Annotated in this window: 17 protein-coding genes and 4 pseudogenes; 14 read left to right on the top strand and 7 right to left on the bottom strand. The window is 67.8% G+C overall.

Going from position 1 to position 19727, the window contains the following annotated elements:
- Nucleotides 1-44: 44 nt before the first annotated feature.
- Both H293_RS0142700 and H293_RS55995 read left to right on the top strand, forming a co-directional pair.
- On the top strand, nt 45-1079 hold the full coding sequence (locus H293_RS0142700) for a hypothetical protein (protein ID WP_259294669.1): 1035 nt from the start codon (nt 45-47) through the stop codon (nt 1077-1079).
- Nucleotides 1080-1096: 17 nt separating this feature from the next.
- Nucleotides 1097-1915: an IS5 family transposase gene (locus H293_RS55995; protein WP_078612857.1), complete on the top strand. Its 819-nt coding sequence runs from the start codon at nt 1097-1099 to the stop codon at nt 1913-1915.
- Nucleotides 1916-1972: 57 nt separating this feature from the next.
- On the opposite strand, the gene H293_RS0142690 is transcribed toward H293_RS55995, so the two are convergent.
- The gene (locus H293_RS0142690) at nt 1973-2407 is read right to left on the bottom strand and encodes a MarR family winged helix-turn-helix transcriptional regulator (protein WP_020123896.1); all 435 of its coding nucleotides are present in this window, start codon (nt 2405-2407) and stop codon (nt 1973-1975) included.
- Nucleotides 2408-2494: 87 nt separating this feature from the next.
- On the opposite strand from H293_RS0142690, the gene H293_RS0142685 reads away from it, so the two are divergent.
- Nucleotides 2495-3430, top strand: a complete 936-nt coding sequence (locus H293_RS0142685) for an alpha/beta hydrolase (protein WP_472727644.1) — start codon at nt 2495-2497, stop codon at nt 3428-3430.
- Between the two features lie 8 nt (nt 3431-3438).
- Nucleotides 3439-3825 (top strand): PPOX class F420-dependent oxidoreductase, encoded by a 387-nt coding sequence (locus H293_RS0142680; RefSeq protein WP_020123894.1) that lies wholly within the window; start codon nt 3439-3441, stop codon nt 3823-3825.
- A gap of 585 nt (nt 3826-4410) precedes the next feature.
- Here the strand turns inward: H293_RS0142680 and H293_RS60820 are convergent.
- The gene (locus H293_RS60820; protein WP_020123893.1) at nt 4411-4554 is read right to left on the bottom strand and encodes a hypothetical protein; all 144 of its coding nucleotides are present in this window, start codon (nt 4552-4554) and stop codon (nt 4411-4413) included.
- 228 nt (nt 4555-4782) lie between these two features.
- Between H293_RS60820 and H293_RS59490 the strand changes: the two genes are divergently transcribed.
- The gene (locus H293_RS59490; protein ID WP_199790265.1) at nt 4783-4935 is read left to right on the top strand and encodes a hypothetical protein; all 153 of its coding nucleotides are present in this window, start codon (nt 4783-4785) and stop codon (nt 4933-4935) included.
- A gap of 162 nt (nt 4936-5097) precedes the next feature.
- On the opposite strand, the pseudogene H293_RS55985 reads toward H293_RS59490, so the two are convergent.
- Nucleotides 5098-5328: pseudogene (locus H293_RS55985) on the bottom strand (helix-turn-helix domain-containing protein); the annotation flags it as partial.
- A gap of 342 nt (nt 5329-5670) precedes the next feature.
- The gene (locus H293_RS0142665) at nt 5671-6513 is read right to left on the bottom strand and encodes a helix-turn-helix transcriptional regulator (protein ID WP_028808695.1); all 843 of its coding nucleotides are present in this window, start codon (nt 6511-6513) and stop codon (nt 5671-5673) included.
- 281 nt (nt 6514-6794) lie between these two features.
- Between H293_RS0142665 and H293_RS0142660 the strand changes: the two genes are divergently transcribed.
- The 3 genes and pseudogenes from H293_RS0142660 to H293_RS59730 all read left to right on the top strand — a co-directional run.
- Nucleotides 6795-7880: a Gfo/Idh/MocA family protein gene (locus tag H293_RS0142660; protein ID WP_020123890.1), complete on the top strand. Its 1086-nt coding sequence runs from the start codon at nt 6795-6797 to the stop codon at nt 7878-7880.
- 376 nt (nt 7881-8256) lie between these two features.
- Nucleotides 8257-9891: an IS21 family transposase gene (gene istA / locus H293_RS0142655; protein ID WP_020123889.1), complete on the top strand. Its 1635-nt coding sequence runs from the start codon at nt 8257-8259 to the stop codon at nt 9889-9891.
- A pseudogene (locus tag H293_RS59730) lies at nt 9888-10333 on the top strand (ATP-binding protein); the annotation flags it as partial. The gene istA and the pseudogene H293_RS59730, both read left to right, overlap by 4 nt.
- A gap of 193 nt (nt 10334-10526) precedes the next feature.
- Here the strand turns inward: H293_RS59730 and H293_RS0142650 are convergent.
- Nucleotides 10527-11600: an alkene reductase gene (locus tag H293_RS0142650; protein ID WP_020123888.1), complete on the bottom strand. Its 1074-nt coding sequence runs from the start codon at nt 11598-11600 to the stop codon at nt 10527-10529.
- 152 nt (nt 11601-11752) lie between these two features.
- On the opposite strand from H293_RS0142650, the gene H293_RS0142645 reads away from it, so the two are divergent.
- Together H293_RS0142645 and H293_RS51335 are read left to right on the top strand one after the other, a co-directional pair.
- Entirely contained in the window at nt 11753-12220 is a 468-nt protein-coding gene (locus H293_RS0142645; protein WP_020123887.1) for a MerR family transcriptional regulator, read from the top strand.
- 118 nt (nt 12221-12338) lie between these two features.
- Complete coding sequence (locus H293_RS51335) at nt 12339-13367, top strand: lipase family alpha/beta hydrolase (protein WP_158694520.1); 1029 nt, start codon at nt 12339-12341, stop codon at nt 13365-13367.
- Nucleotides 13368-13444: 77 nt separating this feature from the next.
- Here H293_RS51335 and H293_RS53275 read toward each other — a convergent pair.
- Together H293_RS53275 and H293_RS0142630 are read right to left on the bottom strand one after the other, a co-directional pair.
- Nucleotides 13445-13833 (bottom strand): annotated as a pseudogene (locus tag H293_RS53275) (SDR family NAD(P)-dependent oxidoreductase); the annotation flags it as partial.
- 1103 nt (nt 13834-14936) lie between these two features.
- Nucleotides 14937-16004, bottom strand: coding sequence for an acyl-CoA dehydrogenase family protein (locus H293_RS0142630; protein WP_020123885.1), 1068 nt, complete (start codon nt 16002-16004; stop codon nt 14937-14939).
- A 94-nt stretch (nt 16005-16098) separates the two neighbouring features.
- Here H293_RS0142630 and H293_RS0142625 point away from each other — a divergent pair, with 94 nt between their 5' ends.
- The 4 genes and pseudogenes from H293_RS0142625 to H293_RS53270 all read left to right on the top strand — a co-directional run.
- Nucleotides 16099-17013 carry an AraC family transcriptional regulator gene (locus H293_RS0142625; RefSeq protein ID WP_028808694.1) on the top strand — a complete coding sequence of 305 codons (915 nt, stop codon included), beginning with the start codon at nt 16099-16101 and terminating at the stop codon, nt 17011-17013.
- Nucleotides 17014-17172: 159 nt separating this feature from the next.
- A complete protein-coding gene (locus H293_RS0142620; RefSeq protein ID WP_078612856.1) occupies nt 17173-17466 on the top strand; it encodes a carbamoyltransferase C-terminal domain-containing protein in 294 nt (97 codons plus the stop codon).
- A gap of 151 nt (nt 17467-17617) precedes the next feature.
- Nucleotides 17618-19042, top strand: coding sequence for a pyridoxal phosphate-dependent decarboxylase family protein (locus H293_RS0142615; RefSeq protein ID WP_020123882.1), 1425 nt, complete (start codon nt 17618-17620; stop codon nt 19040-19042).
- A 135-nt stretch (nt 19043-19177) separates the two neighbouring features.
- Nucleotides 19178-19629, top strand: a pseudogene (locus H293_RS53270) (transposase); the annotation flags it as partial.
- Between the last annotated feature and the right edge of the window lie 98 nt (nt 19630-19727).

Genomic DNA, 19727 nt, shown 5'->3' with positions numbered 1-19727 from the left:
AGTTGTCCGGCCCGGTCGACCTGGGTGGCAGCTCGCGTAGCACCGTGTTGCGTTGTGAAACGGCCGGTGGCGGCAGTGTGATCGTCAAGGCGTTCGGCGACGAGCCGGAGTCCCTGCGCGGCTTCACGGCTGAGGCCGCGGGGCTGTCTCTCGGGATCGCCGGTCCCGAGGTGCTGGGTGTGGACCCCGAGGTTCCCCTGCTGGTCATGGCGGATCTCGGGAACGCGCCTACCCTGGCGGACGTTCTGCTCGGGAGTGATCCGACGGCCGCGGAGAGCGGGTTGCGGGCCTGGGCCCGCGGGCTCGGGCAACTGGCCGCCGCGTCGGTGCACCGGCGTGCCGATCTCGCGCTGCTGTGGTCCCGGTACGACAAGGGCATGCGGTCCTGGGGGGACGAGCCGTGGATCGCGCAGAGGGCCACCGATCTGCTCGCGCTGCTCGACGGCGCCGGACTCGCAGTTCCTCCGGGCCTTGCCGGGGAGTTGGCCCGGATCGGGACAGCGGGTGGGGAGGAGTATCCGGCCTTCACTCCGGGTGATACCTGTCCTGACAACAACCTGCTCACCTCCCAGGGGCTGCGGCTGATCGACTTCGAGGCGGCCTGCTACCAGTCGGTGTTCCTGACGGCCGCGTACTGCCGGATGCCCTTCTCCAGCTGCTGGTGCGTCTTCACCCTGCCGACCGGGATCGCCACGGAGATCGAGCAGACGTATCGCGCGGAGCTCGTCGGTGTGTACCCGGCGCTGGCCGAGGACGAGGTGTGGCAGGCCGGCATGCGACAGGCCATAGCGGTCTGGACGATGGACGCGACGGTGAGGATGCTTCCTCACACCGTGGAGGACGAGCCGCTGCACCGCACTCGGCGTCCGGTCCCGACGAGGCGTCAGGTGCTGAGGCATCGCTGGGAAGTGGCGAGCACGCTGGAGGAGTTCCCGGCGTTCGCGCAGACGATGCGGTTGTTGTTGCGTGAGATCGCCGGAGGCTGGGATGTGGCCCCGCTGCCGGGGTATCCGGCTTTCGGAAACCGAGGGGCGGGTCGGTCGTTTCAGGCACCGGCCGATGTAACGACTCCCGGCTGAAGGTATGTCGGGGCAGGATCTGTCGAAAGTCTGCCGATCTTGTTCCTGATGACCTGTGGGAGCGGATAGTTCCGTTGCTCCCGCCGCGGCGTTCTCGGCGGTACCGCAATCCTGGGCGGTTGCCGGTACCGGACCGAGTTGCTCTGGCCGGCATCGTCTACGTGCTGCGGAAGGGCGTCGCGTGGCGGGATGTTCCTGCTCAGGTCGTCGGCTGCTCAGGGGTGACAAGTTGGCGTCGGCTTCGGGACTGGACCGAGGCCGGCGTCTGGCCCCGCCTCCACAACGCTCTCCTCGGTGAATTGAGAGCATGGGGACTGCTCGCGATGGACGACACCGCGATTGACGGCTCTCACGTCCGTGCGCTGAAGGGGGGAGCCCATGTCGGTCCTTCACCTGTCGATCGTGCGCGTCCTGGCTCCAAGCACCATGTGATCGTCGACCAGCACGGCACTCCGCTGGCCATCTCCGTGACCGGGGGAAATCGACACGACGTCACGCAGCTGATCCCGTTACTGGAAGCGATCCCACGTATCCGGGGACTGCGCGGGCGCCCCCGCAATCGGCCCAAACGGCTGTACGCCGACCGCGGCTACGACTTCGACAAGTACCGCCGCCTGTTGTGGGCGCGCGGGATCAAGCCCGTCATCGCCAGACGCGGGGTCGCACACGGCTCGGGCCTTGGGCGCACCAGGTGGGTAGTCGAGCCTACATTCGCCTGGCTCCATCAGTTCAAACGGCTGCGGATCCGCTACGAACGCCGTGCCGATCTCCACCAAGGGCTGCTAGAGCTGGCCTGCGGAATCATCTGCCTTCGCCGACTCCGGAAGGCATTCTGAAACGATCAGTAAGTGGGGTCGCAGCCCGAAGGGGCAGCAGCGCAGGGGACAGACGAATCACTCGCGCATACGGGCTGACGCGGGCGAGTCGAGCATCGCTTTGAGGATGCGTTGCAGCTCAACGCGGTCCTGGGGGGTGACCCTCGCCAACCTGCGGTCGTACTCCGCCGCGAGGGCTGCAAGGGCTCGATCGCGTGCTTTCGTGCCCTCGTCGGTCAGCACGAGCCGATGACGCCGCAGGTCCGCCTCGTCGATCTCGCGGCGGATGAAGCCCTTGGTGACGAGGTTGCGGACGTAGACCGTCACGCTCGCCTTGGGCAGCAGTAGCGCGGTCGCGATCTCGGCCGGGTACGGCGATGCCTCCACCTCTGCCAGGACGAAAAACTCCTTCGTCTCCAACCCGAGCTCGGCCAGCTCCTCCGTGCAGGCATCCATCACGACTGCCAGCAGCCGCTGGTTCAGCGTCCACAGCTGCGCCCCGTCGACCGACACGCGATCCTCCGCTCCAGGTGGTACGGTTTCGTATTAGTTTCAGATCGTACAAGATATGGTCTTGTACTGGACTCCTATGGAACAACAATCTCACGAAGGAAGCCAGCCATGCTTCAGCACCTCACGATCCCGCGCGGTCCCATCGACCTCGCCGCGGACCTCCACCTGCCGAACAACGCCGACAGCAGCGCACCGCTGCCCGCCGTGGTGCTCTCCACCCCCGGCAGCAGCGTCAAGGAGCAGATCGGCGCCAACTACGCCTCCCGTCTCGCCACCCACGGCATCGTCGCGCTCGTCCTCGACCCCGCCCACCAGGGCCAGAGCCAGGGCGAGCCCCGCGACCTCGAAGACCCCTACCGCCGCGGTGAGGACATCTCCTACGCCATCGACGCGCTCACCACGACGCCCGGCATCGACCCACAGCGCATCGGCGTCCTCGGCATCTGCGCCGGTGGCGGCTACGCCGTCCACACCGCCCGCACGGACCACCGCATCAAAGCGGTCGCCACAGTCGTCCCCGTCAACATCGGCAACGCGTTCCGCACCTTCTCCCCCGACGGTCCGGCCGCAGCACTCGACGCCCTCGCGGACGCACGGACCGAAGAGGCCCGCTCCGCCGAGACGACCCGCGTGAACTGGCTGCCCGACACCCTCGAGGACGCCGCGGCAGCGGGCCTGACCGACATCGACACCACTCAGGCCGTCACCTACTACCGCACCGAGCGCGGCGGCAACGAACACTCCACGAACCGGCGCCTCCTGCGCAGCGACTCCCTCCTGCTGGGCTACGACGCCTTCCACTTGGCCGATCGGCTCATGACTCAGCCCTTGCAGGTGATCCTCGCCGGACGCATCGGCAACACCGGCTCCTACGACATGGGCATGCAGCTGTGGAAGCTGGCCCCCAACCCCGTCGACCTCATGGTGATCGACGGCGCCGGCCACTACGAGATGTACGACGAACCCGCACACGTCGACGCCGCCGTCGAACGACTCACCAGCTTCTACGCGAACAACCTGTGACTGCGAGCATGGACAACGCCTCACTGGACCGGCTCGGTACGGGCAAGTATCTGCTGATCACCAGCTACCGCAGGAACGGCACCCCGGTCGCCACCCCCGTCTGGGTGGTGCGTGACGGCGACGCGCTCGGCGTCTGGACGGCCGTGGACTCCTGGAAAGTCAAGCGGATCCGGGCCCGCGCCGATGTCCTCGTCGGCCCCTGCGATCTACGCGGCAATTCGACGGGCGACCAGGTTCCCGCCACCGCCGAGATCTGCGACGACGCCACCACGGCCCGCTATCGGCAGCTCATCGCCCGCAAGTACGGCATCATCGGCCGCCTCAGCCTCCTCGGCAGCCGACTGCGCCGAGGTGAGGCCGGAACGCTCGGCATCCGGGTGACGCCGACGCCGTGACGCGCATGCGGAGCGCGGCGAGTGCATGCTGGTCGCTCAACGCGCCTAGCCCGGCACGGTCACGGGCGCCGTCAACCTCCGGCGGGCCGGAGCCGCCTCCCGCAGGGGGAGCCGCTGCAGCCCGGCCCTCGTCCCCGCAGCCGGTTCGCGATGAGGCTCACCTCCGCTTGCCTCACGGCCGCAAGGACCGACCCGCAGAAGGCCCGCACCGGGGGACAACGCGCGGGCCTCCCGCACGTACGCCCCTGCAGACGAGGGCGGAAGTCACCCCTGTCTGTCGTCCTGCTGGTGGGGAACGAGCAGATCCCGCTCGATGCCGAACTGGGTGAGCTGACCCGGCCGAGGTTCCGCAGTGAGGCGGGCTTTTGCGGGGTGTGCCGGAAGGGCTCGCTGCCGCGGTGCAACCGGGTCAGGAGGCCCGGCTGCGGTGGCCCGATAGGCAGCAACGCAGGGGCTGGGCGGAGAGTCGTTGGTGGACGACCAGGGACGCCTGATCGTGGCCTTCCTGGGCGCGGGACCGCCCCCGGCCGGGTGATGGACCGAGTCCCTTTGAAGTCCTTAGGTAGGCCGTGACTGCCTCGCTCGTCAGGTGTTGCTGGTGGGGAGGCTCCGGACGGGGCTGCGCTGGTTGCTGGTGTCGGTGCGCCGGTCCAGCTCGGTGCGCAGTTCGTGGATGACCTGGGCATAGACGGCGACGCGTTCGCGGAGCCGGTCGTTGTCCTCCCGCAAGGCTTGAGCGGCGGCTTCGGCGTCGACGGCGCGGGCGTGTAGATGCTGGAACGCGGGTGGGATGCCGTTCGCTTCGGACTTTCGGCGGACGAATTCCCTTTGAGGTCAACGTGCTTGTGTGTGAGGACCCAGCGCTTGACGCCCGCCTCAGCGGCGAGTTGCTGCGTGGTGAGCGCCCCGGTGGACCGGGTTGGACGGCCATCGAGGAGCCGTTGGATCGCTGCGGTGATGGCGTCGCGTTCGTCGTCGTGGTCGGTGACCATCGTGGAGTTCTCCAGTCGGGTCGTGGGCGGCGACGATGCGTTCCAGGCAGTCGAGTTCGTGCTGTTCGCGGGTGTGTCGGAAGGCGGGAGCCAGCGGGTCGTCGACGAGCGGTCGTAGCTGCTCGATCTGGACGAGGACGTGTTCGATGTCGCGATCGGCCCGCGCGATGTTGACCAGTTCGGGCGGCAGTCGTCGAGGTCTGGGGTGCGGCGGGTGCTGTCTTCCTCGCTGCGCAGGCGGCAGGCTGCCCGCTTGGGGTCCAGGACGCAGGTCATGCCCTACAGCCTCGCTCACGTACCGGTAGACGGTGCTGAGGCTGATGCCGAACCCGGTGGCCAGCTGGGCGTAGGTGTGTCCGCATCGCAGGTGGGCCGGGACCAGCAGGGCCTGTCGGTCCGTTCCGAGCCGACGCCACCGTGTTCCGCGTTCACGGCGCAAAGCCGTCAGCTTCCCGGCCAAAAACCGTAGGGCTGAACTGGACAGGTCGAGTCCCGATGGGTAGACAAGCATGCGAAGCTCCGGGCGGACAGGTTGATCTTGGTCGGCAACTCCTCTACCAGGAGCTTCACTTCGTCACGCACACGGTGCCCCGCTGCCGCACGACCTACGCCGACCTGGGCAAAGGACGGAGGCGCCGCACCGGCCTTCAGAGCGCAGGCAGTGGAAGCGCCACCCGTGGCCCGGGGCCGAACTCCTCGGCCTCGTCGGTACTGACGACCGCAATGGTTCCCGCAGGGACCCCGGGCAGCGTGGCCACGCGGGACGCCACCGTGAGAAGACCTCCCTGACTGGCTCATGGTCAACCGACGGACGGACCGCGTCCGGCCATGGTGGGCAGGAAGACAGCTCCGGTCATGCCTGACGGGAGGCGCTCCAGCTGGCCAGCATCGGCAGGACGTGGGCGGTGGGCGAGTCGGGGTCCACCGTGTAGATGACGAGGTGCTGCTCCAGCTCGTCAAGCGTGCTGACGTGCTCGATGTCGAAGAGCATGGGACCGGCCACCGGGTGCTCGATGCGCTTACTCGCCGATCTGAAGTCGACGACGGCGTGTTCGTCCCACCAGCGGGCGACGTCACGGTCTGTGGTGCGCAACTCGTCCACGAAGTCTGCCAATTGGTCGTCGTACGGCCGGCGCGCCATCTCGCGACGCAGTGCGGCGACGGTCGCGGCGGCGAAGTGCGACCAGTTGGTGATGCGCTCACGGGCGACAGGATCCTGGAACATGTAGCGGACGAATGACGATCCCGGCTCCAGGGGCCGCCCGAGGACCTCCGCGAGCAGGGCATTGCGGGCCAGGACCCGGCCTGCGCGCCCCAGCAGGAGTACAGGCGTGTGGTCCAGGGTGCGCATCACTCGTATCAACCCGGGAGCCGGACTCTGCACAGCGTGCGGGTCGTCGCCGCTGTGCAGCGCGGCAGGGTCGGCCAGATCGCGAAGATGCGCGCGCTCGACCTCGTCGAGGCGCAGCGCTCGGGCCAGCGCGTCGAGGACACCCGCCGAGACGTTGGCCTGACGTCCCTGTTCGAGCCGGCTGTAGTAGTCGGCACTCAAGCCGGCCAGTACGGCCAGCTCCTCACGCCGCAGTCCGGGCACACGCCGAGCTCCGGGAAGCACCTTGAGGCCGACTTGCGAGGGGGACAGCCGATCCCGGCGGGACCGCAGGAACGCCCCGAGCTCGGCTCGATCTTGTGGCATCCGTCCACGATATACACGGTGTGCGCACCTGTGGGTGGTCCTGTTGTGACCAGGTTCGTCGCGACCTGGTCCGGCCCGGGAAGGCCGCGGTAGGAAGGAGTCGCGACTCCTTCCTACGGCTCAGCGCGCCGTCGGCCACGACGGACGCGGAGCACCCGCTGCGGCTGTGCCTGCCGTGCCATGCGTCCTCGCGATGCCGGTGCCGGCGGTGTCGGCCTCCGGCCACCGCACGTCCCAGACCCGGACCGCACCCTCCAGAACCCGTCTCAGAGGACTGACTGATGCCCCCCAGGAAAATTCGTATCGGAATCGTCGGCGCGGACACGAAGGCCAGCTGGGCCCAGGTCTCGCACGTCCCGGCGCTGCAAGGCCATCCTCATGCGGAGCTGGTCGCGGTCGCCACGCGGCACGAGGACAGCGCACGCGCAGCGGCAGCGGCGTTCGGTGTGGAGCAGTGGTTCGCCGACCCCTTGGACATGATGAGCGAGGAGGCGATCGACGTGGTCACTGTCTCCGTCAAGGTGCCCACTCACCGGGAGCTGGTCCTGGCCGCGCTGAGTGCAGGCAAGGCGGTCTACAGTGAGGCGCCTCTCGGGGTCTCGGTGGAGGAGACAGAGGAACTCGCCTCGAAGGCCGCCTCGCACACGACCGCCATCGGTTTGCAGGGCAGGCTGAATCCCTCGGTGCGCCGGGCCGCGGAGATCGTCGCGGACGGCCGGATCGGCGAGCCTCTGAGAGCTCGGGTCGTCTCCACCTCCATGGGCTTCGGTGGCATCACCCTGGACCCCTATCTCTATTTCGAGAAAGCCGACTCCGGCGCCAACCTTTTGACGATCACCGCCGGTCACACCCTCGACATCGTGGAGGGCGTGCTCGGTGACATCACCGATGTCGACGCCCGCACCGAAACCCTCTGGCCGACCGTCACCGTCATGGACACCGGCGCGACCACCGCACGCGAGGTACCCGACCACGCCGACATCCTCGGCAGGACGACGTCCGGCGCTACCTTCAACGTCAGTGTCGTCGGCGGTGTCCCCGCCGACGACGCGGACTTCGTGTTCGAGATACTCGGCAGCGAGGGCTGGCTCAAGCTGACGGGGGGAACGATGTACGGGGTCCAGGGCGGAAACCTGACCCTGACCTCGAGCGTCCCGTTCGACGCGCCGGAAGCCCCGGTGGCAGGCGGTGGCCCCGCCGACCCGGCGGTGAACGTGGCGCAGATGTACGCCAGCCTGGCCCACGACCTGGAGACGGGCAGCCACGACACACCCGGCTTCGACCACGCTCTGCACAACGCGCGCCTGATTGCCGCCGTCGCTCGCGCCGCCCACTCAGGGACCCGCCAGACACTCCCCGACGCGTAAACACGCGCGCCCCGTGACGAGGTCCCACGCGTGATGTCCCGAACAGCCCGCGTGGGAACCACGACCGTCGGCCCGTTCGCGCAACTCGGTCCGCCGGCGACCGGGAGACCTCAACACGACGCCGGCTGACGTGCTGATGATCGGGTCTTGAAAGACGGTACGGGAGACGCGCCCGTCACCTGCCGCTCGCGTCTGAGGCTGCTCACACAGACGGTAGAAGTAAGCATGGGTGGCTTTATCGGTGAGTCCTGACACCGGTTGTCGATCGGCGGCGACACCGCCCGGTGTTGGCGGAGAGTGATATCGCCGAGTTTTGACACCACTTGGGGGCTTGCGGTGGGACGCCGGGGATGCTCTGCGAGGTAAGGGGGCGCCGGTGCCACCGAAGTCCAAGGTCGATCTGTACGCGGCGATACGCCGCGATGCCCGGGCGGGGATGTCGAACCGGGCCTTGCAGCACAAGTACGGGGTGGGCTTCCGGACGGTGAGGGCGGCCATGGAGTCCGTCTGGCCGGAGCCTCGCAAGCAGCTGCCGCCCCGCAAGACGCGGCTCGACGCCTTCAAGCCGGCCATTGACCAGATGCCCCGGGCGGATCTGGACGCGCCGCGCAAGCAGCGGCATACCGTCAAGCGGATCTTCGACCGGCTGCTGGACGAGCACGGTGCGGTGGAGGTGACCTATCCGATGGTGCGGGCCTATGTCGCTGTTCGCCGGCCGCAGATAAGGATCGAGGCGGGACGTGGGCCGCTGAACGCGTTCATCCCGCAGACCCACATGCCGGGGGCGGAAGCCGAGGTCGACTTCGGCGACGTGACGATCCGTCTGGCCGGCGAGCAGGTCAAGGTCTACTTTTTCTCGATGCGCCTGTCGTACTCCGGCAAGGCGGTGCACCGCATCTTCGCCTCGTGCGGGCAGGAGGCGTTCTTCGAAGGCCACGTCCACGCTCTCAGCGTGCTGGGCGGCGTCCCTTGCGGCAAGGTGCGCTATGACAACCTGCGGGCCGCGGTCGCCCGGGTGCTGGGCCTGTCGAGAGCGCGGGGGGAGAACGAGCGGTGGACCGCGTTCCGTTCGCACTACGGAATCGAAAGCATGTACTGCCGCCCGGGCCTCGCAGGAGCCCATGAGAAGGGCGGGGTAGAAGGCCAGATCGGCTGGTTCCGCCGGAACCACCTCGTCCCCGTCCCGGAAGTCGACTCCCTAGCCGAACTCAACTCGATGGTGGATCGGTGGGACGCCGAGGACGATGACCGCCGCATTCGGTCGCGGCCGCGGACTATCGGCGAGTACTTCGCCGTGGAACGCCCGCTGCTGCAGCCGCTTCCGGACGAGCCGTTCGAGACCGGGCGGCTGTTCAGTCTCCGGGTGGACAGATACGCGCAGGTCAGTGTTCGCACGAACCGCTACTCGGTGCCGGTGGGGCTGATCGGCCGGACCGTCCGGGTGATGCTCCATGCCTCCGAGGTCGTCGTCTACGACGGCCGCAAGCAGGTCGCCCGGCACGAGCGGCTCATCGCCAAGGGCCAGACCCGCCTGGAACTGGACCACTACCTGGAGGCCCTGATCCGCAAGCCCGGTGCCTTCCCCGGCGCGACCGCGCTGGAACAGGCCCGCTCCGCAGGCAAGTTCACCCCCGTCCACGACGCCTGGTGGGCGGCCGCCTGCAAGGCCCACGGTGACCGGGACGGCACCCGCGCTCTGATCGAGGTCCTGCTGCTGGGACGGCATCTTCATCACGAGTACCTGGTGACCGGGCTCGCCGCCGCCCTGCGGGCAGGCGCCCTGACCGCGGACGCGGTCGCACTGGAAGCCCGCAAGGCCGCCGAGGCTGACGACGCGCCGGCCACGACGGCAGATCCGGAGCCGGACCGGGCGAGTGTGACGTTCCTGACCGAACGGCGCCTGGCCCACCTGCCGCCCGACAACCGGCCGCTGCCCTCGGTCGCGGCCTACGACCAACTGCTGCGACCGCAGCAGCCGGACCGTTCTGCCGTCGAGGGAGACAGGCCATGACGACGTTCAAACGCCACCGCGGGCTGACCGAACAGGCCTCCGACGCTGCTGTCGACCAGGCATGCCGGATACTGCGGCTGCCGACCATCCGCGCCCAGTTCCCCGAGCTGGCCGAAGCCGCCGCCCGTGACCAGATGTCGTATCGCGGTTTCCTCGCCGAACTGCCGATGGCCGAATGCGACGACAGGGCCCGCCGCCGTTCGGAGCGGCGGATCAAGGCCGCCCAGTTCCCACGCGAGAAATCGCTGCGGGCCTTCGACTTCGAGGCGAACCCCAGCGACCGGCGTGTGCCACGAGGCGGCCGTCGTGCCAGATACCGAAGTGCTCTTCTGCCTCGGCGTCGCCGATCGCAGCAGGCAGTCGCAGCGTGGACCCGGCGGTCATCCACACCCTGGCGACCTGCGAGTGGGTCAAGAAGGGCCTGCCGCTCTGCCTGATCGGCGGCCCAGCGCGATCAGCAGGTGCGACTTGCCGGTGCCGGAGTCAGGACGTACTCGTCGAACAACCTGAAGGCCGCCTGGTGACCATGCCGCTGCGGACCATGGTGACGCCCCTGCGCGACGATGCCCGGTGGCCCTCAGGGCCAGTACGGCTGTTCTCACTCCCTATGTGACGGGCCCCTTTTAGCGGCTGGGTCAGGCCACGTGCTGATAGGTCGGGTAGGTGATGTAGCCGGCGTCACCGCCCTGGTAGAAGGTGGCCTGTTCGACGCGTGCGACGGGCAGCCCGGTGCGCAGGCGTTCGACCAGATCGGGGTTGGCGAGAAAGCCGCGGCCGAAGCTGATCAGGTCGGCGCCCTGGTTCAGCCAGTGGTCGGCCTCGGTCAGTCCGGTCTGTGTGGGGCCGTTGGGCACGGTGGGGTTGACGATCAAGGCCCCTGGCCACGTTCTGCGCAGCCGGAGGAGTACATCCTCATCCGTGGTGGCCTCCAGGTGCACGTAGGCCAGGTCGAGGCGGGCCAGCTCCTCCAGCAGAGCGATGTTCAGCTCGGCGGCGTCCTTCTCCACCACGCCCCAGAAGCCTCCGCCGGGCGACAGGCGGATGCCCGTACGGGCGGCGCCCACGGCCTCGACGGTGGCGGCGGCCGCCTCGACCGCGAACCGGATCCGGCCGGTGACCGAGCCACCGTAGCGGTCGTCGCGAAGATTGGCGTTGGACGACAGGAACTGGGAGATCAGGTAGCCGTTGGCGCCGTGCAGCTCGACCCCGTCGAAGCCCGCGTCGACGGCGCGGCGGCCCGCGTCCGCGTAGGCGCGGGCGTGCTGGGGTACCTCGTCGGTCTCAAGCGCCCGGGGAACGGGCATGGGCTGCGGACCGCTCAGCGTGAAGACACTGCCTTCGCCGGGAACCGCCGAAGGGCCGACCGGCTGGAATCCTGTGGTGTCCTGATGTGAGACCCGGCCGCCGTGCATGATCTGGGCGAAGATGCGACCTCCGTTGACATGCACGGCGTCGGTCACCTGCCGCCAGGAGGCCACCTGCTCGTCGGTGTGCAGTCCGGGCGTGCCCGGATTGGACTGTCCCACGAGGCTGGGCTGGACGCCCTCCGAAACGATCAGTCCGGCCGTGGCGCGCTGCGCGTAGTAGGTGGCCATCGCAGGCGTCGCCAGACCACCGGCGGCAGCCCTGACCCGGCTCATCGGGGCCATCACAGCCCGGTTGGGCAGAGTCAGCCCGCCCAGGGGGTAGGCGCTGAACAGGGACGGCATTCGCTTCTCCTTCGTGCTCTGTGCCCCAACGTTTCGAAGCACAGGACAACGCTAAAATCTGACACAGACGTCAGATGCAAGTCGAAAGCGTCTCGGCAAAGTGTGACAACGCTTACACGCTCCAGGTGCGGAGACCGTCAAAGGAGGTAGCCGTGCGCATCGGAGAGCTTGCCGCACGTACGGGAGTCAGCGTGCGATCACTGCGCTACTACGAAGAGCAAGGACTGCTCACCAGTACCCGCAGCACCGGCGGGCACCGGCACTACACGGAGAACGACGCCGACCGCGTCGCTTTCATCCAAGGCCTGTATGCGGCCAACCTGTCCAGCCGGACCATCGCCGACCTCATGCCGTGCGCCGACTCCCCCAGCACACACAACTCCGACGCGGCCCTGGAGCGGATGGCCCGCGAACACAGCAGAATCACGGCACAGATCGACGAGCTTCGTCTGGCTCGAGACACGCTTGAACGCATGATGGACGTGGCCCGCGCTCACCGTGAGTCGCTGCTCAACGCAACCACTCCTTCCGCGCCGGAATGCTCACGCCCCGAGTCACCCCGGGACGACGCTCGTGCACGAGGAGCCTGGCCGTCACGCAGGGTGGGCGCCCGGAGCTGAGCCCGGGAACAGGTACCCGGCAGTGTGCGCCGCGCCGAAGTCCTGCGCGTAACAACCGTCACATCTGCGAGGTCTCACCTTGCATCTGACATAAGCGTGAGGTTTTAGCGTCCTCGGCATGAAGCGATTGCTCCTTCCCCTCTGTGCCGCGCTGCTCGCCACGACCGCAGCGCCGGCTGCCATCGCCGCCACCCCGACCACCTCGAACGCGGGCTCCGGCGCTTCCACCACGCGGTACTCCCCGATCAACCGTCCCGGGCCCCGTCTGTCGGTACCCACCGACGACCTGGAGTCGGCTGTGAAGTGCACCCCGACCGTGAAGAACGCCCACCAGGAAGTCGCCCTGTTCGTTCCGCCGACCGGCATCGGCCCGGAGGCGTACGCCTGGAACTGGCTGCCCGCCATGGACAAGGCCGGCTACCCGTACTGCACCGTCACCCTGCCGAACAACTCAGTCGGCGACATCCAGGTGTCCGCCGAATACATCGTCAACGCCATCCGCCACACACACGAGCTCAGCGGCCGGAAGATCGCCCTGATCGGGCACAGCCAGGGAGGCGTCAGCGCCCGCTTCGCCCTGCGCTTCTGGCCCGACACCCGAGCCATGGTCGCCGACTACGTGGGTCTTGCCGGCCTGAACCACGGCTCGAGCCAGAATGACGACCTGTACCCCCATGGCAACGGTCCGGCGTTCAACCTGCAGCTCAAGACGACTGCCAAGTTCATCGAGGCCACCAACTCCGGCCAGGAGACCTTCCCCGGCATCTCCTACACCTCGCTGTCCACCACGCACGACCAGTTCGTCACTCCTCAGGGCACGACCGACCTTCGCGGCCCCGCCCACCGCGTCTCCAACATCTCACTCCAGGACATCTGCCCGGCGGACACGAGCGACCACATCGCCATCGGAACCAGCGATCCCGTCGCCTACGCCCTCGCCATGGACGCCATCACCAAGCCTGGTCCCGCCAAGGCGGCCGACATCCCGTCTTCCGTCTGCAAGCAGACCCTGATGCCGGGCGTCAACCCGTCCACCTACGAAACCGACCTGGCCGGCTTCAACGAGACTTCGACCACCAACATCGCGAACGCTCCGGCGTATGCGGACGAGCCCGCGCTGAAGCCCTACGTGTACGCCCACCACTGATCTTCCGCTTGGAGCCTCTGACGGAGTGGGGCGCCCGCGAGCGGCGCCCCACCTCACCCTCACTCGTGAAGAGCCCGTCAGGCACACCGGTACTGACGGGCGGTACACGCCCTCGAAGGCAGCCCCGACGGGGACTCCTCCAGCGTGGCCAGCCGGCCGAGCGGTGTGATCGCTGCCTGCCGCGCGATCATGTCGGTGCCGGCTGCCACCTCCTCGAAACCGGGAGTGCGGGTCGGGCCGGGGCACACGGCGTTGACCCGGATGTTGTCCGGTGCGTAGTCGACCGCTGCGACCTTGGTGAGCCCGACGATGCCGTGCTTGGCGGCCACGTAGGCGGGGGCGGTCTGAATCGCGTACAGGCCTCCGTTGGAGGCGATGTTGACGATCGCACCGCCTCCCCGGCCCGCAGCGCGGACAGTTCGTACATCATGCACAGGAAGGTCCCGGTCAGGTTGACGCGGACCACGCACTTAGCAAGAGCCGCGCAGCGCGGCGACACAGGGTTCACCCATCCCGCACCGGTGTCAGTTCGCACCAACATTTTCGGGCTCTGCGATCGACAAGCGCTGCCCAAACTCGGTGACAAACGGTGTCGGCTCTCGGTTACGAAGCCACATGGGCACTTTGGCTGACGATGACGCTCACATTCCGAGAGGGCAGAACGCTGTGAATACGGAGTCGGAACTCGGTCGCGTTCAGGCAGCCATGAACGCTCGCACGCGTCTGCGGCAATGGGCGGCGGTCAGATGGTCGACCTGATGCGCGCGGCGGCGACTGCGGCGTGGCTGGATGCGCTGGCTTCACCCCACGACCGTCGAGGCTCTCGCGGGCATCGGCGGGATTCCCGCCGAGCGGGTACGCCGCGTCCTGGACGTGCTCACGACCGGGGGGGCGTCCGTGAAGCCGAAGATGCGCCATCCGCCTTCACCCTCAGCCCGGTTGTCGCAGCACTGCACGACGGCCCCTCCGGGGTCCGCCTGGACCACTCGACCGATATCGCCTACGCGGACGTCCGGCAGGCGCGGACGGGGTCGGCCCACGAGGAGACCATAAAGGTCGGATTCGCCTCCAGCGGATAGTGCTGCGTGCGAGTTGGAGCAGTGCGGCGTAGAGGTCAGCGCGTATCTCGTAGCGGATTCGGAGTCGCTTGAACTGGCGCAGCCAGGCGAAGGTCCACTCGACGAGACATCGGATCCGGGCTCCTGAGGGGCAGCTTCCAGCACGGCCGTCCACGATGCGCAGCCCGTACCAATGCGGCCATGATCGAGTACGGCCAGCCGGGCGTCATCAGAAGTCTGCCCTCTCCGTGACAGCCGGTTCCGCCCGGTCACTTGTCAGCGTCCCCCGGAGCCGCAGCGTGACGCCCGCGGCCAGAACCCGAAGCAGGGAGGTGTTCCGCAGGCGGGGATCAGGCCGACCGGAATCTGCCCCGGCCTGTCTGCCCATGCTCGCAAGCGCGTCGCCCCGGTCAGTCAGACACGCGGGCAACTCTGTTCGTCGGCGTGACACTTCCGCGAAAGCATGCCGTGAGCGAGGCGGCAGCGGCATCCCGGCTCGTGCCCGTGTGTGTCAGAGGTGCTCCACCAAGGTGGTGCCGTAGGACTCGACGGCAAGGTACGGATTGAGGTGGGGATGACGGCTGGCAACGGACAGATCCCGCCAGTGCCGCTGGAGGACGTTGGACGTTCGGAATCCGCTCGCGCCGTGCAGGTCGAGCATGCGTTCAACGGCTGCCCTGCAGTCACGTCCTGCGTCGGCGAGGTCCATCTGCAGACGCGGCCTTTCCGTCGCGGGCAGGTCGGGCGTGCCGATAGTCCGCGCGATCGACAGCAGGGTTTGTTCGGCACGGTTCACCAGATGGGTCGCCTCCGCCAACCACTGCCGGGCTCCGGAGGACTCCCCCATACGCGTGTACTGGGTCATGAACGGCTTCCTGTCCGACGCGAACATCGCCTCGGTGGCGTCGAGTGCGCCCTTGGCGGCCCCTACCACCGGGCCCAGCGCGGTGAGGGCATACAGCAGCATGTCTCCCACGGTGAACGCCGCTGCCTGCACGATGTACTCAGTCGGGACCAGTAGGTCGTCGGCGACCAGGGTGTGACTGCCCGTGGCGCGCATGCCTGCCATCTGCCATGTTCGCTCGACCGTCAAATCGGCCACGGGAACGACAGCGAAGGAAAACGTGCCTTCCACCATGACGGCGAGGTTGGCCCAAGCCGCGTCTTCACACCCCGAGACGTTCGGCCACCGGCCGCTGACACGCACGCCGTCGGGCACCCTCCTGCCCGCGCCCGCGGGGACGCCCGAACCACAGAAAAGCGCATCGGGATCCGCGAAGAAGGAGTCGCGCACCGATGCATCCGCGAAACTCCTGACAACGAGGTCCTTCGCCGTCACGCAGGTACCAGCGATCCAGGCCATGGACGGGCAAGCCCGGCCCAGTTGTATGAGGCACTGGGCCATGGTCTCCGCATCCACCCAGCTTCCGCCGTGGTCCTGGGGCGTGCGCAAGGCGAAGATCCCGTCGCTGCGCAGAGCTTCCAGGCTCGCCACGGCGGGCCGGTCGGCGGCCTCGGCCTTCTCCGCGTGATTACGCAGGGTTTCGCACGTCGGGTGTTCGAGAGAGTAGGTGATCATGCCTAGATCCAACCTACTGTCGCCAGCTTCGGACCATACGCGAGCGGCTCGGCTTTATACGAACCTGACCGGCGACGTCGCTAACATCGGCTGAGTGGACCTAGTGAGCGAGGTAGTTCAGGCCGTTCGCATCGGAAGCCCCGGGAGCCGCGTGGTTCGGCAGTACGACTGCCAAGGCGTTCGGTTTCCCCTGTTCGACGGCACCGGTTTTCATGTCGTGCTGCGCGGCACCTGCTGGCTCATCTCGGAGGCCCAGGAGCCGGTCGCCCTGGAACCGGGCGACATCGTGCTCGTGACGTCCGGAGCCGACCACGGCCTGAGTCCCACCCCGTGTGCCCTGCGCGACCTGCCACCGATGGTGATGCGCCCGGCGCCGCCGAGAGCTGAGTCATGCGATTTCGAGTTCCTGTGTGGTGTCTACCAGCTGGAGCCGGGCCGCACCCCGCAGTACCTCCGTACCCTGCCCGATCTGATTGTCTTGACACCGGACGACGACCGTCATCCGCAGACGCGTGCCCTGATCGACCTGCTCACCTCGGACTCGTCCGAAGCCGACATGGGCGCTGCGGTCGCCCTTCCTGCGCTGCTCGACCTCATCCTGGTCCACGCCTTGCGTCAGTGGCACGAGCAGCACGGTTCGGCGGAATGGCCGCGCACCGATGACCCCGAGATCGCCGCCGTCCTGTGGGCGATACACAAGAATCCGCAGCACAAGTGGTCGGTGAGCCGCTTGAGTGAGGTGGCCGGGTTGCCTCGCGCCGTTTTCACGCGACGCTTCACCGAGGGGGTGGGCCAGCCGCCGATGTCCTACCTCATCAGCTGGCGGCTGAGTCGCGGTGCCCGGCTGCTCAGGGAGACTGACGCCACGCTGGCGATGATCGCCCGCGAGGTCGGGTACTCGACGGAATTCGCCTTCTCCGGGGCGTTCGCTCGCGAGTACGGCGTCTCGCCTGGCCGTTTCCGCCGCAACCCGCCTGCTTTGGTCCTGCCCGTCGTTGCCGACGACTGACTCCGGCTCGTCGAGGTGCTGCTGAAAGGGCGAGGAGCAGGCACGTCATTTCCGACGTCACCCCCGGGCTGGCGCAGCACCGTTCGGGAGGTGCGGCCTAGTTCGTCCGACATGCAGGAGCGGCTGAACAAGATCAAGGGCCGGGAGGAATAACGGCCCATCGCCCCGGTCTGCCGGGCGGAGGATGTCGACAGGTGCTTCCACTGGTCGGGCACCAGCCGCTGCATGTGCCACTTCCAGCAAGTACGCGACCACCAGCAACTCCCGGCAGTGACGCACGTCGATGGCACGGCACGTACCCGGACGGTCACCGCACACAACACGTCGCTGAACTTCAACGGGGCCGCCGTCATCAACCGTACGTCGGACCTGGTGGATTACGTGCTGACTCGCGGCCTGGACGGCGTTGTTCTGGACTGCCGGTTCTACCACACGCGAAAGCCCGCCGCCTGAGAGCACCTCCACCGATGTGACCGCCCGTCGCCACCTGTCACAGCTGCTGACGGGCATGGTGGGCCTCGGCGACAATGTGTCGACCGAGTTCCCTGCAGGACGGCACGGCCCTCGGCCGCCTGGCCTCCGATCCGCCAGAGGAAGGAACCTTATGTACCCTCTTCTGTCCGAAGACCGCGCTCGACTCGCCCAACTCCTGCGAGACGTCCTCGATATCGCCACCGATCATCTGGACGTGCTGGACCATCGGCCCGCCTGGCAGCCACCCGTCACTCCGGACCTCCAATTTCTGCCGGGGAAGGGCGGAGGAACGCCAGAGGCACTGAGCCGCTTCATCACCGACTGGGCTCCGGCGTTCTCCGGCAGCGCCGGCCCCCGCTACCTGGGCTTCGTGACCGGTGGCACCACCCCCGCATCGCTCGCAGCGGATTGGCTCACCAGCGTCTACGACCAAAACGCCGGTGGCAGCACCGGATCGTCTGCCGCCGCTCTCGAGCGTCAGACCATCGCATGGCTGCGCGAACTCTTCGGCCTCAGCGATGTGCACACCGGAGTCTTCGTCACCGGCTCAACCATGTCCAACGTCACCGGACTCGCCGTGGCACGCGAATGGCTCGGCCAACAGCACGACGTGTCCGTCTCCGAAGAAGGCGTCGCCGCCCTCGGCTCGGTCACCCTCCTGTCCGGGGCGCCCCATTCGAGCATCGCCAAGGCCGCGTCCATCCTCGGACTCGGCCGCGCGAGTCTGCGCCGACTGCCGCTCCTACCCGGCAATCGCGAAGCCGTGGACGTCACCGCTCTCACGGTCGAGCTTGAGTCACTGCGCGGAAGGCCTGCCATCGTCGTCGCCAACGCAGGCACCGTCGACACAGTCGACTTCGACGACCTCGAGGCGATCGCTGCCCTCAAAGAGCGCTACAACTTCTGGCTCCACATCGACGCGGCCTTCGGCGCCTTCGCCGCGCTCCTTCCCTCGCACGCCCACCTCCGCGCGGGCCTCGATCAAGGTGACTCTCTCAGCATCGACCTGCACAAATGGCTCAACGTCCCCTACGACAGCGCCGTCTTGTTCACCCGCCGCCAAGACCTGCAACTGAAGGTCTTCCACAACGCCTCCCCCTACCTCGGCATGCCCGCCCTGCCCGACCCCGACTTCATGCACCTCACCCCAGAGACTTCGCGCCGCCTGCGCGCCCTGACCGCATGGTTCTCCCTGGCCGCCTACGGACGTGAGGGCCACGCAGAGGTTGTCGCCCGTAACACAGCACTGGCCGAACAGCTCGGCGACAAGATCATGGGCACGCCTCACCTGCGGCTCCTGGCGCCCGTGCGCCTCAACGTCGTCTGCTTCACTCTCGCCGACAACCCCACGACGGAGAAGATCCAGGCCACCGCACAAGCCGTCGCCGCCACTGGGGAAGCCTTCATCACCCCCACGCACTACCAAGGCACACCGGCCCTGCGCGCAGCGTTCAGCAACTGGCGCACGTCACAGGCCGACATGGAGCGGGCCTTCACCGCCATCTCAAGCGCGACAGCGCCCCGGGACGGGTCGGCCCCAGAGCCGGGAGTGTAAATGTAACGGCGGATCCGACGATCATTGGAGAGACGTCAAGTGACTGACACCGCCGTGGAGTTGGAGACCGTGGAACCTGTCGAGAGTGCCCCGTCCGGGCAGCCTGCACCCGTGTCCGATGAGCAACTGGTCGCGATGCTGGTGGAACGGGCCCGGTCGGAGGGCTTGCAGTTGACCGGGCAGGGCGGCTGCTGCAGCAGCTGACCAAGCGAGTCCTGAAATCTGCCCTGGAAGGCGAGATCGCCGATCACCTCGGCTATGAACGCCACGATGCCGTCGGTCGGGGCAGCGGCAACTCCCACAACGGGAGCCGGGCCAAGACCGTGCTGACCGATGTTGGGCCGGTGGAGGTGAGGGTGCCGCGCGATACGGCCGGCAGCTTCGAGCCGCAGATCGTCAAGAAGCGGCAGCGGCGTCTGACCGGCGTCGACGAGATGGTGCTCTCCTTGTCCGCGACGGGCCTCACGCACGGAGAGATATCGGCTCAGCTCGCCGAGGTCTACGGCGCCGAGGTGTCCAAGCGGACCATCATCATCACCGACCAAGTGATGGAGGGCATGGCCGAGTGGCAGAACCGTCCCCTCGACCGCGGGCGGTTTCCACTGATCGTTGCGAATCAGCGGTAAGCGAGCTTTCTCGACCAGCGTCTCATGGCCTCGGCCGGGGTGCGGTCTCCGAGGACGCG

The organism is Streptomyces canus 299MFChir4.1 (assembly GCF_000383615.1).
GTDB classification, from domain to species: Bacteria; Actinomycetota; Actinomycetes; order Streptomycetales; family Streptomycetaceae; genus Streptomyces; species Streptomyces canus_C.
This window is presented reverse-complemented; position numbering and strand designations above follow the sequence as displayed.

Bases quoted from the DNA above. Each gene is read 5' to 3' on its own strand.
- H293_RS0142680 (WP_020123894.1), top strand. From the start codon at position 3,439: ATGGACAACGCCTCACTGGACCGGCTCGGTACGGGCAAGTATCTGCTG.
- H293_RS59490 (WP_199790265.1), top strand. From the start codon at position 4,783: ATGGCGTCGCGTTCGTCGTCGTGGTCGGTGACCATCGTGGAGTTCTCC.
- H293_RS0142665 (WP_028808695.1), bottom strand. From the start codon at position 6,513: ATGCCACAAGATCGAGCCGAGCTCGGGGCGTTCCTGCGGTCCCGCCGG.
- H293_RS0142660 (WP_020123890.1), top strand. From the start codon at position 6,795: ATGCCCCCCAGGAAAATTCGTATCGGAATCGTCGGCGCGGACACGAAG.
- H293_RS0142650 (WP_020123888.1), bottom strand. From the start codon at position 11,600: ATGCCGTCCCTGTTCAGCGCCTACCCCCTGGGCGGGCTGACTCTGCCC.
- H293_RS51335 (WP_158694520.1), top strand. From the start codon at position 12,339: ATGAAGCGATTGCTCCTTCCCCTCTGTGCCGCGCTGCTCGCCACGACC.
- H293_RS0142630 (WP_020123885.1), bottom strand. From the start codon at position 16,004: ATGATCACCTACTCTCTCGAACACCCGACGTGCGAAACCCTGCGTAAT.
- H293_RS0142615 (WP_020123882.1), top strand. From the start codon at position 17,618: ATGTACCCTCTTCTGTCCGAAGACCGCGCTCGACTCGCCCAACTCCTG.